Genomic DNA, 15,011 nt, shown 5'->3' on the forward strand with positions numbered 1-15,011 from the left:
GGCCCCAGGGCGCCGGCCCGGGGCGGCCCCGGTCGGGGCGCCGGGGCCCCCGCCCCCCGCGGACCGCATCGCCGGCCGGGCCTGGGACCTGATGGCCGGGGCGGTCGGCGCGCTGCCCGGGGTGGTGGCGCCGCCCGCCCGGCCGGGCCGGGCCTGGATCGGCCGGTACGTGCGCCGGGTGCAGCGCGTCGCCCGCCACGAGCCCGCGGTGGCGGCCGCGCTGATCCGGGTGACCGCGCTGCTCGACCCGCCGCCGGCCCTGCTCGCTCCGCGGGTGATGGCCCGGGTGCTGCGGCCGGGCGCGGCCGAGCGATCCCGCCCCACCGCCTCAGAACACCGTGCGGACGATCCCGCCGTCGGCCCGCAGCGCGCTCCCGTTGATCGCCGACGCCCGCGCGCTGGTGACGAACGCGACGACGTCGGCGATCTCGTCCGGGTCGATCAGCCGGGCCAGCAGTGACGTCGACCGGTTGTCGGCCATGAACCGGGCCTCGGCCTGCTCGTAGGGCAGCTCCGGGAACAGATTCTGCACGAACTCCCGCACGCCGTCGGTGCGGGTGGAGCCGGGCAGCACCGCGTTGACCGTCACCCCGGTGCCCTTCGTCAGCTCGGCGAAGTTGCGCGAGATCGACAGTTCCATCGTCTTGGTCGCGCTGTAGTGCGGCAGCTCCGGCGCCGGCGCCAGCGCCGCCTCGCTGGAGATGAAGACCACCCGACCCGTGCCGCGGGCCAGCATGCCGCCGATGTAGTGCCGGGTCAGCCGGACGCCCGACAGCACGTTGATCCCGAACAGATCGAGCCACTGCTCGTCGGTGGACCGGTCGATCGGGACCGGCGTGTAGATGCCCAGGTTGTTGACCAGGATGTCGACGTCCGGCCGCTGCTCGACGATCCGGGCGCACCCCTGCGCGGTGCCGGCGTCGCCGACCAGGCCGGTGACCGACCCGGAACCGTGACCCCGCTCGGTGAGCGTCGCGGCGAGTTCTTCGGTCGCGATCGCGACCCGGTCGGCCGAACGGCCGTTGACGATGACGTCGGCGCCCTCCGCGGCCAGGGTGGCGGCGATCCGCAGCCCGATGCCGCCGGTCGACGCGGTCACCAGTGCGGTCCGTCCTGCGAGTCCGAGATCCATGTCCTCAGGCCGCCTTCCGATGGGAGGTGAGCTGCTCCCGGACGAACGCCAGGGCGTCGCCGGCCACCTTGTCCGGATCGGTCCACGGGTCCCGCCAGAGCGCGACCAGGCTCGCCCAGTCCGGCCCGAGGACACTGGGCGAGAACGACTCGAAGGTGATCGGGCCGGTGTAGCCGATCCGGGCCAGTGCGCCGAAGACGTCGTCCCAGTCGATCGTTCCGTTGCCGAGCGGCCCTCGGTGACTCTCGGCGATGTGGACGTAGCCGAGCACGTCGGCGACCGACTCGAACGCCGCCCCGAGCGAGACCTCCTCGATGTTCATGTGGAACAGGTCGCCGTGCACGAACAGGTGCGGCGAGCCGACCGCGCGGACCAGGTCGGCGGCCTGGCCGACGGTGTTGATGAAGTTGCTCTCGTACCGGTTCAGGGCCTCCAGGCCGACCCGGATGCCGGCCGCACCGGCCCGCCGGGCGATCCGCCCGTAGATCTCCACCGCCCGCTCCCGGGCGATGAGCGCCGCGGCGGTCGTGTACCGGTGGACCGCGGAGAAGCTCGGCCCGCCCAGGGCCGGCGAGCCCATCTCGGCGGCGGCCACGATCGCCCGCTCGACGAACTCCTCCCCCCGCCGGGCGACCTCCGGATCGGCGCTGGAGATGTCGGCGGTCAACGTGCCGCACACGGCGGCGATGACGCCGACGCCGTACTCCTTCGCCAGCCGCGCGGTCATCGCGGTGTCGGTGGCCGCCGGGTCGAACATCAGCACCTCGACCAGGTCGTACCCGAGGCCGGCGGCCCGGGTGAAGACGTCGCGGGCGGCGTCCTCGGACCAGTCGGCGGTGTAGACCAGCGAGTGCAGGCCGATCTCGTTCATGTCAGTTCGCCTTTCCGGCCAGCGCCGGTTCGCGGCGGCGGCCGATGGTGGACAGCAGGTTCCGGGTGAGCTGGCCGCGCCAGATGTCGATGCCGACGGCGATCAGGATGATCAGCCCGATGGCGATGCTCTGGATGGCCGGGGAGACCGCATTGAGGTTCAGCGAGTTCTGCACCACGGTGATGATGAGCACGCCGATCAGGGTGTTGACGATGTGGCCGCGGCCGCCGGCCAGGCTGGCCCCGCCGACGACCGCGGCGGCGATGGCCTGCAGCTCGATCAGGGTGCCGTAGTTCGGCGAGCCCGAGTTCAGCCGGGCGGACAGCAGCACCGCGCCGATGGCCGCGCAGCCGCCGGCGATGACGAAGGCCAGCATCCGCACCCGCTTGACCCGGACCCCGGACAGCCGGGCGGCGTTCTCGTTGCCGCCGATGGCGTAGATCTCGCGGCCGACCGTGGTGAAGTTCAGCACCACCACCGCGATCGCATACAGCACGACGACGTACAGGAACGGCAGCGGGATGCCCAGGACCTGGCCGTAGAAGATCGTCTCCAGCGCCGGGGACAGCGAGAAGATCGGGGTGCCGCCGCCGATCGTCAACGCCAGGCCCTTGAAGGCGGACAGCGCGGCCAGCGTCACGATGAACGCCGGGATCTTCAGGTACGCGACGAAGAACCCGTTGATCGCCCCCAGTGCGGCCCCGCCGGCCAGGACGGCCAGGATGGCCGGGACCAGCGGCCACCCGTCCAGCTTCATCAGCGAGGCCAGCAGCATGGTCAGCAGCGCGATCATCGACCCCGGGCTCAGGTCGATGCCACCGGTGAGGATGACGACCGTCGAACCGATCGCCACGATCGACAGCACCGCCGCCTGCATCGCGATGTTCTGGAAGTTGTCGGTGGCCAGGAAGTTCGGGGTGGTGAGGGCGACGATGACGAGAATGACCAGCAGGGCCAGGGCCGGCCCCGCGAACTCGGTCAGGGACGATCGCTTCATCGGGATTCTCCTGAGCTGGACAGCACGGCCGGCGCCGGGACTGGTGGCTGGTGGGGGGCTTCCGCCGCACTGACCAGGTCGCCGTGCGAGACCTGATCGGCCGGGCGGACGTCGGTGACGCGCCCGTGCTTGACGATGGCGATGCGGTCGCTCATCGCCAGCAGTTCGTTGTGGTCGGAACTGATCAGCACGACCGACTGGCCGGCCCGGGTCAGTTCGTTGATCAACCGGTAGACGGCGAGCTTGGCCCCGATGTCGATGCCCTGGGTGGGCTCGTCGAGGATGACGATCCGGGACCCGGTGAACAGCCAGCGGGCGATCAGCACCTTCTGCTGGTTGCCGCCGGAGATGAGGTTGACCGTCTTGCCGGCGGCGGCGGGCGTGATCTCCAGATCGGCGATGTAGCGCCGGGCGGTCGCCCGCTCCTTGCCGTGGTCGAACAGCGGACCGCGGCGGACCGCACCCAGCCGGGCCATGGTGATGTTGGGGCCGGCCGCGAAGTTGAAGAACAGGCCGTCGTACTTACGGTTCTCCGGCACCAGGGCGATGCCGGCGCGGATCGCGTCCTGGGGACCGCGCAGCCGCAGCGGTGCGCCGTCGACCCGGATCTCGCCCCCGGTCAGCGGATCCGCGCCGAACAGCGCCCGGGCGATCTCGGTGCGGCCGGAGCCGATCACCCCGCCGAGGCCGAGCACCTCGCCGCGATGAAGGTCGAACGAGGCCCCGCGGACCCGGGTCGCGGTGCGCAGGTCCCGCGCGGTCAGCACGACCTCCGGCGTCGCGTTGCGCTCCTTGGGGTAGTGCTCGCCGACGTCCTGCCCGATCATCGCGGCGACGATGTCGTCGACGTGCAGCCGGGTCTGGCCGCTGGCGCTGGCCACCCGGCCCTGCCGCAGGATGGTGAACGAGTCGACCAGCTCGACCACCTCGTCCAGCCGGTGCGAGATGTACAGGATGGCCACCCCTCTGGCCTTGAGCCGGCGCAGCAGGCCGTGCAGCAGGGCGATCTCCTGCTGGCCGAGAGCGGTCGTCGGCTCGTCCAGGATGAGCAGGCCGGCGTCCTGGGACAGCGCCTTGGCGATCTCGACGAGCTGCTGCTCGGCGACCGACAGGTCACTGACCCGGGTGTCCGGGTCGATGTCCAGGCCGAGCTCGCCGAGGATGGCCCGGGCGGTCGAGGTGACGGCCCGCCAGTCGACCAGCAGGCCGCCCCGGCGCCGCGGATGCCGGCCCATGGAAATGTTCTCGGCCACCGTCAGGTGCGGGATGAGCGAGAACTCCTGGTAGACCGTGGCCACGCCCTGGGCCCGGGCGGCGGCCGGGCCGGCCAGGGTGACCGGGCGTCCCTCGTGCCGCAGCTCACCGGCGTCCGGCTGCTGCACCCCGGACAGGATCTTGATGAGGGTGGACTTGCCGCAGCCGTTCTCCCCCAGCAACCCGTGGATCTCGCCGGCCTGCAGGGTGATGCTGATCCCGTCGTTGGCCCGGACCCCGGGGAACACCTTGGTGATGTCCCGCAGTTCCCAGAGCGGTGGGCCGCTCGCCTGGACCGTCATGGTCGTCCTCCTTCGCGCCGAGGGGCTCAGTAGTCCTTGGACGGCTTGGGGAACAGCCCGGCCGGGTCCTGCAGGATCGAGACCGCGTTGTTCTTGGTGACGATCTCGGTCGGCGCGTCCACGTAGCCGACCTGGGCCTTCTTGTTGAGCAGGTCGATCGCGTACTGGGCGGCCATCGCGCCCATGGCCACCGGGTCGGTGTCGGTGGTGGCCGTGATGCCGTCGCCGTTGGCGATCGCCTCGATCGCCGCGGTGTCGCCGTCGTAGCCGTACACCTGGACGTCGGTGCGGCCCAGCGACTTCACCGCGAGGGCCGCCCCCTCGGCCATGTAGTCGTTCGCCGCGTAGAGCACGGTGACGTCCGGGTTGGCCTGCAGCAGGTCCATCGCCGCGGTGTTGCCCTTCTCCACGCTCCAGCCGCCGTTGATCTGCGTCTTGACCGTCCAGTTGCTGCCGGCCAGCCCGTCGATGAAGCCGCCGGACCGCTCGGTGTCCAGGTAGCTGGGCTCCCCGTTGAGGATGCCGACCTGCCGCGGCGAGCCGTCGGACTGCGCGACCGCGTGCTGGGCCAGCTTCTTGTTGGCCACCCGCTGGGACACGCCGACCACGCCATCAACCGGCGAGGGGTAGTTGGGGATGTCCGAGTTGATGATGATGACGGCCTTGCCGGCGTCCACGGCCTTCTGCACCAGCGGCGCCAGCGAGTGCTCGTCGAAGCTGATCAGCAGGATGGCGTCGACGTCCGGCCGGGAGGTGACGTCCTGCAGCATGCCCAGCTGGCCGGCCTGGTCGCTGCCCGAGTACGGCGAGAGCATGAAGCTCTCGGCCCCGGGCACCGACTTGATCCCCTCGTACAGGGCCAGGTGGTAGTTGAACTCGGTGCCCATCGGCAGGTAGGCGATGGTGGGCGTCCCGCCGTCGTAGGTCAGCTTGTCCAGCGAGGCGGCGGCGCCGTCGGCGAGCGGGATCGGCGCCGGGTACGTCGGCGCGGTGCCCGAGCCCGCCGCGAGCGAGGCATCGGTGCCGCCGGCGGCCGAGGAACTGCTGGCCGCCCCGCCACCGGTGAGGGCGCACGCGGAGGCGCCCAGCAGGGTGAGGGCGCAGGTGGCGGCGAGCACGCTGCGGCGCAGGGTCTTTCGGTGGTGACGCATGGTTCTCCTGTCGGGTGACGGCACTGTCGGGGAAAGGAAGGTCGTTCAGTGCGCGGGGGCGGCGGTGGCCGCCAGCGCGATCCGGGAGAGCTCGTCGAACTCCGGCCCGGCGGTCGGGATGCCGGTCGGCAACCGGTCGGCGAAGACCTCGGCGATCACCCGGGTCCAGCCGTGCAGGAAGTAGAACCAGCCATCGATGGCGATGACGCCGACGGTGCCTTCCTGCGCGCGGGCCTGGTCGAGGAAGACCAGGTCACCGCGATAGTTGAAGTCCCAGGCCCGAGCCCCGTCCGGGAACCGGACGGCGTCCGTGAGCGGCGAGCCGGGCCGGTCCTTGCCCAGCCCGGTGGCGTTGGCGATGACCGAGCCGGCCGGCCGGGCGGCGACCAGGGCATCGTTGTCGGCCGGGGCCGGAGCCAGGTGGTACTCGATCGGGACGGCGAAGCCGATCCGCTCGTGGATCTGGCGCATCTCGGCCAACCGGCCGGCCCGCCGGTTGCTCACCACGATGCGCCCGGGAACCTCCTCGCCGGCCTGTGCGCGGCGGTGCAGGGCCAGGGTGAGCGCCAGCGAGCTGCCGCCCGCGCCGAGCAGCAGCAGGTCGGCACCCGTCCTCGACCAGTGGCCGGCGCCGACGACCGCGTCCAGCGCGAGCGCGCAGGTGATCGGGTCCTTGGCGTCCCCGTAGAGGGTGCGGCCCCCGTCCCGCTTGGAGATGCTGCTGACCTCGCCGAGGGTCTCGGTGTCCGGGCCGACCTGGTCGAACAGGTCGGCGGCGGCCCGGTACAGGTTCAGCTTGTGGGTCGTCACCAGGGCGCCCAGCGAGTGCGGGTCGTTCTTGATCCCGGAGACCACGGCCCGGTAGTTGGCCGGGTCGTCGTCCAGGGCCAGGTCGATCCCGGTCAGGGTGGCGTCGAGACCGAGATGCCGGGCCCAGGCCGGGAACACCCGGCGGATGGACGAGGAACCGGTGCTCACCCCGATGAAGTAGAAGGTCGGCCGGTCCGCCGACCGGAACCGGATCACCATCAGTGCTCCTCCCAGTCGCGGACCCGCTCGACCGCCCGCAGCCAGCCGGCGTGCCGCCGGTCGGCCTCGGCCTGCTTCATCGCCGGCTCGAACCGGCGCTCCAGCCGGAACGTCCGGGCCAGTTCGGCCCGGTCGGCCCAGAACCCGACGGCCAGCCCGGCCAGGAAGGCCGCGCCCCGGGCCGAGGACTCGGTCACCGTCGGGCGCAGGGTGGGCACCCCGAGCAGGTCGGCCTGGAACTGCATCAGGAAGTTGTTCTTCGACGCCCCGCCGTCGACCTTGACCTCGACCAGCGGGATCCCCGAGTCGGGGGCCATGGCGTCGGTGAGATCGCGGATCTGGGAGGCGATCGCCTCCAGGGCCGCGCGGATGACGTGGTTGCGGTTGACCCCGAAGCTCAGGCCCAGGATGCCGCCGCGGGCGTACGGGTCCCAGTACGGGGTGGCGAGGCCGACGAACGCGGGCACGAAGTAGACCCCGGCGGTGTCGGGCACCCGCAGCGCCGCGAACTCGGTGTCGGCCGAGTCGTAGACGATCTTCAGCTCGTCCCGCAGCCACTGGATGGTCGCCGCGGAGACGAAGATCAGCCCCTCCAACGCGTACTGCACCTGGCCGTCCACGCCCCAGGCGACCGTGGTCAGCAGGCCCTTCTCCGAGAAGACGGGCTCGGCACCGGTGTTCATCAGCAGCGAGGCGCCCGTGCCGTAGGTCGACTTGACCATGCCCGGCTCGAAACAGGTCTGGCCGAACAGGGCGCCGTGCTGATCGCCGACGGCGGCGGCGACCGGGATCCGCACCCCGAAGAACACCGAGGCGTCCGTGTGCCCGTAGACCTCGCTGGTCGGCCGGACCTGCGGCAGCATGGCCCGCGGGATGTCCAGCTCGGCCAGCATCACCGGATCCCAGTCGAGCCGGTTGATGTCGAACAGCATCGTGCGGGAGGCGTTGGAGTAGTCGGTGACGTGCACCGCCGTGCTCGACCCGGCCCCGCCGGTCAGGTTCCAGATCAGCCAGCTGTCCACCGTGCCGAACAGCAGGTCGCCGGCGACGGCCCGCTCCCGGGCCCCGGGCACCGTGCGCAGGATCCAGTCGATCTTGGTGCCGGAGAAGTAGGCGTCCACCACCAGCCCGGTGGTGCGGCGCACGTGATCCGTCAGGCCCTTGGCCTTGAGCTCGTCGCAGCGGCCGGCGGTCCGCCGGTCCTGCCAGACGATCGCGTTGTGCACCGGGTGCCCGGTGTGCCGGTCCCAGACGACCGTCGTCTCCCGCTGGTTCGTGATGCCGATGGCGGCGACCTGCTCGGCCCCGACCCCGGCCAGGTCGAGCACCTTGTGCGCGACGGTCAGCTGGGTGTTCCAGATGTCCACCGGGTCGTGTTCCACCCAGCCCGGTTTCGGGTAGATCTGGGTGAACTCCTGGCTGGCCTGCGCCACCACGGCGCCGGCCCGGTCGAACAGGATGGCCCGGATGCCGGTGGTGCCGGCGTCCATCGCCATCACGACCGAAGGGAGGGTGGTGCTGGCCGTCATGCCCGTGCTCCTGCCTGCTCCAGCTCCGAGGTGGCCTCGAGAGCGTCCCGACCGACGGTGATCCCGGCCTTCATGCCGGCGCCGGACGCGGCGTAGGCGAAGGCGTCGGCGATGTCGGCCAGATCGAAGGTGCGGGTGACCAGGGTGGACAGGTCGACCCGGCGTCGGCCGATCAGGTCCAGCGCCTGCGCGTAGTCGGCGTTGCTGGACCCGGTGGTGCCGGTGAGCGTGAGCCCCTGGTAGTGCACCCGGTTGGTGTCCAGCCCGACGTCCACCCGGGCGCCCAGGCCGGCGAAGAAGTTGACCCGCCCGTGCGTGGCCAGCAGCTGCACCGCGTCCGCCTGCACCTGCGGGCTGGACGCCGCGGTGATCGCCACATCCACGCCCCGGCCGCCGGTCTGGGCCAGCACGGCGGCGACCAGGTCGCGGTCGCCGACCTCGATCAGCGTGTCGGCGCCGTACCCGGCGATGCGGTCCAGCCGCCCCCGGCTGCGGTTGGCGACCAGGATCCGGCGGGCCCCGGCCAGCCGGGCGAGCATCACGGTGAACGCCCCGATCGGCCCCGCCCCGACGACGAGCACGTCGTCCTGCGGCCCGACGCCCACCGCCTGCACGCCGCGCAGGCAGCAGGAGAACGGTTCGGCCAGCGCGGCCTGCGCGAACGGCAGGCCGGCGGGCAGGTGGAAGACGTTGCCCCGCTGCACCGCGAACGCCGGCACGAGCAGGTACTCGGCGAAGCCGCCGTCCAGGCTGACCCCGAACGCCTCGTAGTCGGGGCACATGTTGTTCAGCCCGCGCCGGCACATCCCGCACCGCCCACAACCGACGTTCGGGGTGACGGCGACCCGGTCACCGGTCGCATACCCCTCGATCGGGCCGCCGGTGGCGACGATCTCGCCGGCCACCTCGTGGCCGAGTACCCGGTGCTGACCGGGCGCGATCTTGAAGTGGCCGTGCCGGGAGATCCGCAGGTCGGTGCCGCACACCGAGGCGGCCCTGACCTTGATCAGCAGGTCGCCGGGACCGACCGCGGGCACCGGCCGACCCTCGACCACCACGACGCCGGGTTCGCGGAAGACCGCGGCCGTCATCGAGTCCGTCATCGGGCACCGGCCAGGTCGGGCGCACCGGTGCGGTTCTCGGCCTCCGCGCGGGCCTCGGCGCCGACCGCGAACAGCACCTTGTTCGACCATTGCCGGCGGTCGAGCAGCTCGGTGAACAGCTCCGGCGCCTGCTCCAGCGGGGCGGTGTGGCTGATCAGCGGGTCCACCGCGATCCGGCCGGACGCGATCGCGTCGACCACCATCTCCCATTCGCTGTGCCCGGCCGGGGCGATGGTGGAGTTCCAGGTGCCGTACACCGTCAGCTCGCGGCGGATCAGCGAGGAGATCAGCGCCCGCGGGACGGTCACGTCACCCTTGAGGTCGCCCAGGATCAGCACCTGGCCGCGCGGCGCGGCGGCCTCCAGCGTCTGCAGCAGGGTCGCCGGCAGGCCGCTGGCCTCGACCGCGGCGTCCACGCCGCCGCCGGTGCGGGCGCGCACCTGCGCCACGGTCCCGGTCGGGCCGCCGGCGTCGTGCCCGGGGTCGATGGTCTCGAACCCCAGGTCGGCCATCAGCTCCCGCTTGCGCGGGTCGACGTCGGCGACCAGCACCCGCGACCACCCCAGCACCCGCAGCCACTGGGCGGCCAGCGCGCCGATCGGACCGGCCCCGATGACCAGTGCCGACCCGCCGGCCGGCACGGCGAGCTTGCGCACCGCGTGCAGGGCGACCGCGGCCGGCTCGACCATGGCCGCGTGCAGCAGCGGCATCGTGGCCGGCACCGCGATCAGGTTGCGCTCGGGCACCCAGAGCCGTTCCTGCAGACCGCCGTCGCGGCGGGACCCGAAGTAGTCGTAGCCGGAACCCAGCGCGGGCTGGCCGATCTCGGTGAGCGGGTCGGCCGGATCGGGCAGCAGCGGGAAGACCGCGACCCGGTCGCCGGGGCGCAGCCGCGAGCCGTCCGGCACCTGCTCGACCACGGCGGAGAACTCGTGGCCCAGCACCAGCGGGTAGTGGTAGGCGGTGCCGTGGCCGACCCGCAGCAGGTCGGAGCCGCAGACCCCCACCGCGCCCACGCGGATCAGCACCGGCCGGTCCCCGAACGGCTGCGGTTCGGGTACCTCGCCGTGACGCAGGACGCCGGGGGCGTCGAGCACGACGGCCTTCATCAGACCTCCATCCCGTAGCGGTGCGCCTTGTGGGTGGGGTACATCGAGAACGTGGGGATGGTGACGTCCGGGGTGCGGGTGGCGACGTAGAGCGCGGCCTCGGCGACGTTGGCGACGTCGATGCAGCTGGCGTGAATGCCCTCGCGCATCTCCTTCTCGTCCAGCCAGCCGTCGACGTAGGCGGGGATGTCGCCGTCGTACAGGCCCGTATCGATGATCTGGGTCATCGGGGTGGCCACGTGCGAAGGGTTCATCACCGTGACGCCGATGTTCTTGCCCTTGCCCTCGAGCAGGATGTTCTTGCTGAAGCCGAGCATGCCGTGCTTGGACGCCCGGTACGGGCTGTGGCCCGGCCCGGAGGCCAGGCGGGTCGACGAGGACCCCATGTTGATGATGCGGCCGCCGGTCGGCTGGGTCTGCATCACCAGGAACGCCTCGCGGCACATCAGGAACACCGCGGTCAGGTTCGGACCGATGGTGGCGTTCCACTCGGCCAGGCTGACCTCGGTCACCGGCGGGGACAGCGAGTCCCGGCCGGCACTGTTGACGACCAGGTCGACCCGACCCCAGTCGGCCACGGCCTTGGCGAAAAGACCCTGCACGGCGGCCTCATCGGTCACGTCGGCGGTCACCCCGGCGACGGTGACCTCGGTGTCCCCGGCCCCCTCCTGGATGCTGGCGACGACCTTCTTGAGCCGGTCACCGTCGATGTCGACCAGCAGCACCTTGGCCTGGTTGGCGGCGAAGACCCGGGCGACGGCGTCGCCGATGCCGGAGGCGGCGCCGGTGACGATGGCGACCTTGCCGGCCAGGGCGGTGCCGGGCGTGGCCAGGTAGTCGGGGCTGTAGTCGATCGAGATACTCATGCGCTCCTCGTTTCGGATGGGCGACGCACGCGCGCGACCAGGGCGGCCGCGGTCGCGGCGGCGGCCGCGACGGCGTCGAAACGCTTGTCGGTGATGTCTTTCTCGGTGGCGATCCAGGAGCCGCCGCAGGCGGCGACGAAGGGCTGGGCCAGGTAGTCGGGCAGGTTCGCCGGGGTGATGCCGCCGGTGGGCATGAAGGACACGTCCCGGTACGGCCCGGCGACGGCCTTGAGGAAGGCCAGGCCGCCGGCCGCCTCGGCCGGGAAGAACTTGACCAGCCGGATGTCCCGGGCCAGGGCGGCCTCGATGTCGGTCGGTGAGCTGATCCCCGGGATCACCGGCAGACCCAGCTCGCGGCCCGCGTCGACGACCACCGGGTTGAACCCGGGGGTGACCGCGAACGCCGCCCCGGCGGTGGCCGCCCGGCGCAGCGTGGACACGTCGAGCACGGTGCCGGCGCCGACCAGCACGTCCGGGACGGTGTCGCGCAACGCCGCGATCGCGGCGGCCGCGGCGTCGGTGCGGAAGGTGATCTCGGCGACCGGCAGGCCACCGGCGATCAGCGCCGCGCCGAGGGCCGGCGCATCGGCGGCGTCCCGGATGGTCACCACCGGCACGACACCGATGGCGCGGAGACGGTTGTCGAGTACTGCGTGATTCATGCTCGCCCTTTCGCGGCGGGGCCGGCCGGGCCGGCGGGCGGCCGGGATCGGCCTGGCGACCCGAGCCGCCGTCGGCATGACGGGGCTCGGGTGGGAGTCGGTGCGGATCGCCCCGGGCACGGGGGAGGTCGCTGCGATGGGCGTCATCGGACCCTCCCTCTTCCTCGAAGGCGTTCCCTGCGGTGACGATGACGTTCGCAGGAATTTCGAGCTGTGTCAAGACTGGTCGTAGAAATTTCGTACCGTGATGCGGACAGATACACCCACTCGTAGAAATTTCTGCCTTGCGTCTCAGTCTTGCAAATTTCATGTCATCTGTGGCAGGCTCCCGAGCCATCCCCTCCCCCGCCACCTCGGAAAGGTCTGCCCGATGCCGTCGTTCCACACCCCACCGCTGCAACCACTGCGCATACGCTTCGACAGCCAGGCGGCCACCGCCGACCCCGCCGGCCCCGTCCTGGTCCGCCGGATGTCCAGCCTGGAAGGACTTTTCGAGGCCGAACCGCTGCGCCGGGAACTGGCGGAGGCCGACGACCCGGTCGTCTACACCGTCGCCTCGTCACCGGTGCCGGAGCTGCCGCGGGAGCTGCCCCAGTCGGTCACCACCATCGCGCCGGGCACGCTGGACGGCGAGTTCTACATGACCAAGGGTCATCAGCACCCGGATCCGCAGGGCGAGATCTACCTGTGCCTGCGCGGGACGGGCGGGTTGCTCACGTTCGACGGCACGCGCACGTCCTGGATCGAGATGACGCCCGGCGTCATCGGGTACATGCCGCCCGGCTGGGCCCACCGCAGCGTGAACACCGGGGACGAGGAGTACCAGTTCCTCGCCGTCTACCCGGGGTCGGCCGGCCACGACTACCAGTGGGTCGTCGAGAACGGCATGGGCGAGCGGATCTTCCGGGGTCCGGCCGGCGTGGTGCGGCGCCCGTTCCGGGTCGACACCGGCGTGCCGGCATGACGGCACCGACCGTGCTGGTCACCGCGCGCTCGTTCGGCACCGGCCGTCGGGACCTGGCCGCCGACCTGTCGGCCGACGGTATCCGGGTGCTCCGGGGCCCGGCCGACCACCGGACTCTGGCGCCGCTGCTCGCCGAGGTCGACGCCTGGATCGCCGGAACCGGACCGGTCACCGACGAGCATCTGGCCGCCGCCCCGCGGTTGCGCATCGTGGCCCGGTACGGGGTCGGGGTCGACGCGGTCGATCTGGTCGCCGCCGCCCGACGCGGCATCCTGGTCACCAACACCCCTGGAGCCAACAGCGGCGCGGTCGCCGACCACGCGATCGCCCTGCTGCTGGCCGCGCTGCGCGGCGTCACCGCGGGCGACAAGCGGGTCCGCGGCGGGTCCTGGACCGTCGGCGAGCGGGCCCGGGAGCTCGGCTCGCTGACGGTCGGTGTCGTCGGCTTCGGCCGGATCGGCCGGGGGGTGGCCGCCCGGCTCCGCGGATTCGGCTGCCGGGTGCTGGCCACCGATCCCTTCGTCCCGGCCGACGCCGTGGCCGCCGCCGGAGCCGAACCCGTTGCGCCCGAGGCGATCGCGGAGACCTGTGAGGTGGTCACGCTGCACGCGCCCGGCGATGCCGTTGTCGTGACGCAGGCGTGGTTGGCCGCCGCACCACCCGGGCTCGTCCTGGTCAACACGGCGCGCGCGGCGCTGGTCGACGAGGCCGCCCTCGCCGGAGCCCTGCGGGCCGGGCGGGTCGCCGCCTACGCCGCGGACACCCTGGTGGCCGAGGGCGGCTTCGAGAGTCCCCTGCTCGCCGCTGATCTGGCCGACCGCGTGACCGTCACCCCGCACACCGCGGCCCAGACGGTCGAGGCGGTCGACCTGATGGGCCTGGGCGCCGTGACCGCCGTGCGCGCGGTCCTGGCCGGCGCGGACCCGGACCCGGCCGTCACGGTCGTGGGCCGGGAGAGACTGCTGACATGATCCGCACCGTGACCGGTGACGTCGATCCGGCGGCGCTCGGCCGGGTCGACTACCACGAGCACCTGTTCCAGGTCAGCCCGCTCCTGCCGGGCGACGACCTGGACGACGAGGACGCCGGCCGGGCCGAGGCGGGCTTGCTGCTGAACTCCGGCTTCACGGCCATGGTCGACGCCACCCCCATCGGCCTGGGCCGCCGGCCGGCGGCGCTGGCCCGCATCGCCGCGGCCACCGGACTGCACATCGTCGCCACCACCGGCGTGCACCGGGACGCGCACTACGGGGCGGACCACTGGCTCACCGGCCGGTCCGCCGACCGGCTCGCGGCCCTGTTCCTGCGGGATCTGGTCGACGGCATGCCCGCGGCCGACGCCCCGCCGGCCGGCCCCGCCCCGACCGGATCCGCCGGGGCCGACCCCACCGGTGTCCGGGCCGGACTGCTCAAGGCCGGCATCGACTACTGGTCGATCTCCCCCACGGCCGACCGGGTGCTGGCGGCCATCGGGCAGGCCCACGCGGCGACCGGCGCGCCGGTGATGGTGCACCTGGAACACGGCAGCGCGGCGTTCGAGGTGCTGGACCGGCTGGCCGGGCCCGAGGTGCCGGCCGATGCGGTCGCGCTGGCCCACATCGACCGCAATCCCGACCCGGGGTTGCACGCCGAGCTCGCCGCGGCCGGCGCCTACCTCGGCTACGACGGGGTCGCGCGGCACAAGGACTGGCCGGATTCGGCCGTGCTCGACTGCCTGGTCACGGCCGCCGGGCTGGGCGCCGCCGACCGCATCCTGCTCGGCGGCGACGTCGCCCGGCGCACCCGGTACGTCGCGTACGGCGGCCTGCCCGGCCTGGCCTACCTGGGCGAGCGGTTCGTCCCGCGGCTGGTGCGGGCCGGCGGCGCCGAGCTGGCCGACCGTGTCCTACGGGCCAATCCGGCCCGCTGGCTGACCCTGCGGAGGTCGGGTTGACCGCGATTCGGTGGCCGGTCGGGGAGACTGTCCCCATGACCACGGCGGGGGCGGGCAATCTGCTGCAGGAGATGGCCAGCCGGCTGCCGTACATGGCGCCGGCCATGCG

14 protein-coding genes and 1 pseudogene are annotated in these 15,011 nt (G+C 72.5%); 3 read left to right on the forward strand and 12 right to left on the reverse strand.

Annotation, left to right across the window (positions count from 1 at the left end; translation table 11 throughout):
• The 12 genes and pseudogenes from ACOJUF_RS01795 to eda form a co-directional block, all read right to left on the reverse strand.
• A pseudogene (locus ACOJUF_RS01795) lies at window positions 1-324 on the reverse strand (hypothetical protein); the annotation flags it as partial.
• Window positions 325-328: 4 nt separating this feature from the next.
• Window positions 329-1,132, reverse strand: coding sequence for an SDR family NAD(P)-dependent oxidoreductase (locus tag ACOJUF_RS01800; protein ID WP_420120151.1), 804 nt, complete (start codon window positions 1,130-1,132; stop codon window positions 329-331).
• Window positions 1,133-1,136: 4 nt separating this feature from the next.
• Complete coding sequence (locus ACOJUF_RS01805) at window positions 1,137-2,003, reverse strand: sugar phosphate isomerase/epimerase family protein (protein ID WP_420120152.1); 867 nt, start codon at window positions 2,001-2,003, stop codon at window positions 1,137-1,139.
• A gap of 1 nt (window position 2,004) precedes the next feature.
• Entirely contained in the window at window positions 2,005-3,000 is a 996-nt protein-coding gene (locus tag ACOJUF_RS01810; protein ID WP_420120153.1) for an ABC transporter permease, read from the reverse strand.
• The gene (locus ACOJUF_RS01815; RefSeq protein ID WP_420120154.1) at window positions 2,997-4,556 is read right to left on the reverse strand and encodes a sugar ABC transporter ATP-binding protein; all 1,560 of its coding nucleotides are present in this window, start codon (window positions 4,554-4,556) and stop codon (window positions 2,997-2,999) included. The genes ACOJUF_RS01810 and ACOJUF_RS01815 overlap by 4 nt, the downstream gene beginning before the upstream one ends.
• Window positions 4,557-4,582: 26 nt before the next feature.
• Window positions 4,583-5,707 (reverse strand): sugar ABC transporter substrate-binding protein, encoded by a 1,125-nt coding sequence (locus tag ACOJUF_RS01820; RefSeq protein WP_420120155.1) that lies wholly within the window; start codon window positions 5,705-5,707, stop codon window positions 4,583-4,585.
• A 45-nt stretch (window positions 5,708-5,752) separates the two neighbouring features.
• A complete protein-coding gene (locus ACOJUF_RS01825) occupies window positions 5,753-6,733 on the reverse strand; it encodes a shikimate dehydrogenase family protein (protein WP_420120164.1) in 981 nt (326 codons plus the stop codon).
• Window positions 6,734-6,735: 2 nt separating this feature from the next.
• A complete protein-coding gene (gene glpK, locus ACOJUF_RS01830) occupies window positions 6,736-8,265 on the reverse strand; it encodes a glycerol kinase GlpK (protein WP_420120156.1) in 1,530 nt (509 codons plus the stop codon).
• On the reverse strand, window positions 8,262-9,356 hold the full coding sequence (locus ACOJUF_RS01835; protein WP_420120157.1) for a zinc-dependent dehydrogenase: 1,095 nt from the start codon (window positions 9,354-9,356) through the stop codon (window positions 8,262-8,264). Before ACOJUF_RS01835 ends, glpK begins: the two co-directional genes overlap by 4 nt.
• An 8-nt stretch (window positions 9,357-9,364) precedes the next feature.
• Window positions 9,365-10,477 (reverse strand): galactitol-1-phosphate 5-dehydrogenase, encoded by a 1,113-nt coding sequence (locus ACOJUF_RS01840; RefSeq protein WP_420120158.1) that lies wholly within the window; start codon window positions 10,475-10,477, stop codon window positions 9,365-9,367.
• Window positions 10,477-11,343, reverse strand: coding sequence for an SDR family oxidoreductase (locus ACOJUF_RS01845; RefSeq protein ID WP_420120159.1), 867 nt, complete (start codon window positions 11,341-11,343; stop codon window positions 10,477-10,479). Before ACOJUF_RS01845 ends, ACOJUF_RS01840 begins: the two co-directional genes overlap by 1 nt.
• Window positions 11,340-12,005, reverse strand: a complete 666-nt coding sequence (gene eda / locus ACOJUF_RS01850; RefSeq protein WP_420120160.1) for a bifunctional 4-hydroxy-2-oxoglutarate aldolase/2-dehydro-3-deoxy-phosphogluconate aldolase — start codon at window positions 12,003-12,005, stop codon at window positions 11,340-11,342. The genes ACOJUF_RS01845 and eda overlap by 4 nt, the downstream gene beginning before the upstream one ends.
• 370 nt (window positions 12,006-12,375) lie before the next feature.
• Here eda and ACOJUF_RS01855 point away from each other — a divergent pair, with 370 nt between their 5' ends.
• Genes ACOJUF_RS01855 through ACOJUF_RS01865 form a run of 3 tightly spaced genes read left to right on the forward strand, consistent with a single transcriptional unit; the run spans window position 12,376 to window position 14,902 of the window.
• Window positions 12,376-12,969, forward strand: coding sequence for a glucose-6-phosphate isomerase family protein (locus tag ACOJUF_RS01855; protein ID WP_420120161.1), 594 nt, complete (start codon window positions 12,376-12,378; stop codon window positions 12,967-12,969).
• Window positions 12,966-13,940, forward strand: a complete 975-nt coding sequence (locus tag ACOJUF_RS01860) for an NAD(P)-dependent oxidoreductase (protein WP_420120162.1) — start codon at window positions 12,966-12,968, stop codon at window positions 13,938-13,940. Before ACOJUF_RS01855 ends, ACOJUF_RS01860 begins: the two co-directional genes overlap by 4 nt.
• Window positions 13,937-14,902, forward strand: coding sequence for a phosphotriesterase family protein (locus tag ACOJUF_RS01865; protein ID WP_420120163.1), 966 nt, complete (start codon window positions 13,937-13,939; stop codon window positions 14,900-14,902). Before ACOJUF_RS01860 ends, ACOJUF_RS01865 begins: the two co-directional genes overlap by 4 nt.
• The last annotated feature ends 109 nt before the right edge of the window (window positions 14,903-15,011 follow it).

The sequence above is a fragment of the Nakamurella sp. genome, assembly GCF_048594475.1.
Lineage (GTDB): Bacteria > Actinomycetota > Actinomycetes > Mycobacteriales > Nakamurellaceae > Nakamurella.

Excerpts from the sequence above, each read along its gene's own strand:
- ACOJUF_RS01805 (WP_420120152.1), bottom strand. The coding sequence starts at position 2,003 with ATGAACGAGATCGGCCTGCACTCGCTGGTCTACACCGCCGACTGGTCC.
- ACOJUF_RS01855 (WP_420120161.1), top strand. The coding sequence starts at position 12,376 with ATGCCGTCGTTCCACACCCCACCGCTGCAACCACTGCGCATACGCTTC.
- ACOJUF_RS01860 (WP_420120162.1), top strand. The coding sequence starts at position 12,966 with ATGACGGCACCGACCGTGCTGGTCACCGCGCGCTCGTTCGGCACCGGC.
- glpK (WP_420120156.1), bottom strand. The coding sequence starts at position 8,265 with ATGACGGCCAGCACCACCCTCCCTTCGGTCGTGATGGCGATGGACGCC.
- ACOJUF_RS01840 (WP_420120158.1), bottom strand. The coding sequence starts at position 10,477 with ATGAAGGCCGTCGTGCTCGACGCCCCCGGCGTCCTGCGTCACGGCGAG.
- ACOJUF_RS01865 (WP_420120163.1), top strand. The coding sequence starts at position 13,937 with ATGATCCGCACCGTGACCGGTGACGTCGATCCGGCGGCGCTCGGCCGG.
- ACOJUF_RS01800 (WP_420120151.1), bottom strand. The coding sequence starts at position 1,132 with ATGGATCTCGGACTCGCAGGACGGACCGCACTGGTGACCGCGTCGACC.
- eda (WP_420120160.1), bottom strand. The coding sequence starts at position 12,005 with ATGAATCACGCAGTACTCGACAACCGTCTCCGCGCCATCGGTGTCGTG.
- ACOJUF_RS01835 (WP_420120157.1), bottom strand. The coding sequence starts at position 9,356 with ATGACGGCCGCGGTCTTCCGCGAACCCGGCGTCGTGGTGGTCGAGGGT.
- ACOJUF_RS01845 (WP_420120159.1), bottom strand. The coding sequence starts at position 11,343 with ATGAGTATCTCGATCGACTACAGCCCCGACTACCTGGCCACGCCCGGC.
- ACOJUF_RS01810 (WP_420120153.1), bottom strand. The coding sequence starts at position 3,000 with ATGAAGCGATCGTCCCTGACCGAGTTCGCGGGGCCGGCCCTGGCCCTG.
- ACOJUF_RS01815 (WP_420120154.1), bottom strand. The coding sequence starts at position 4,556 with ATGACGGTCCAGGCGAGCGGCCCACCGCTCTGGGAACTGCGGGACATC.
- ACOJUF_RS01820 (WP_420120155.1), bottom strand. The coding sequence starts at position 5,707 with ATGCGTCACCACCGAAAGACCCTGCGCCGCAGCGTGCTCGCCGCCACC.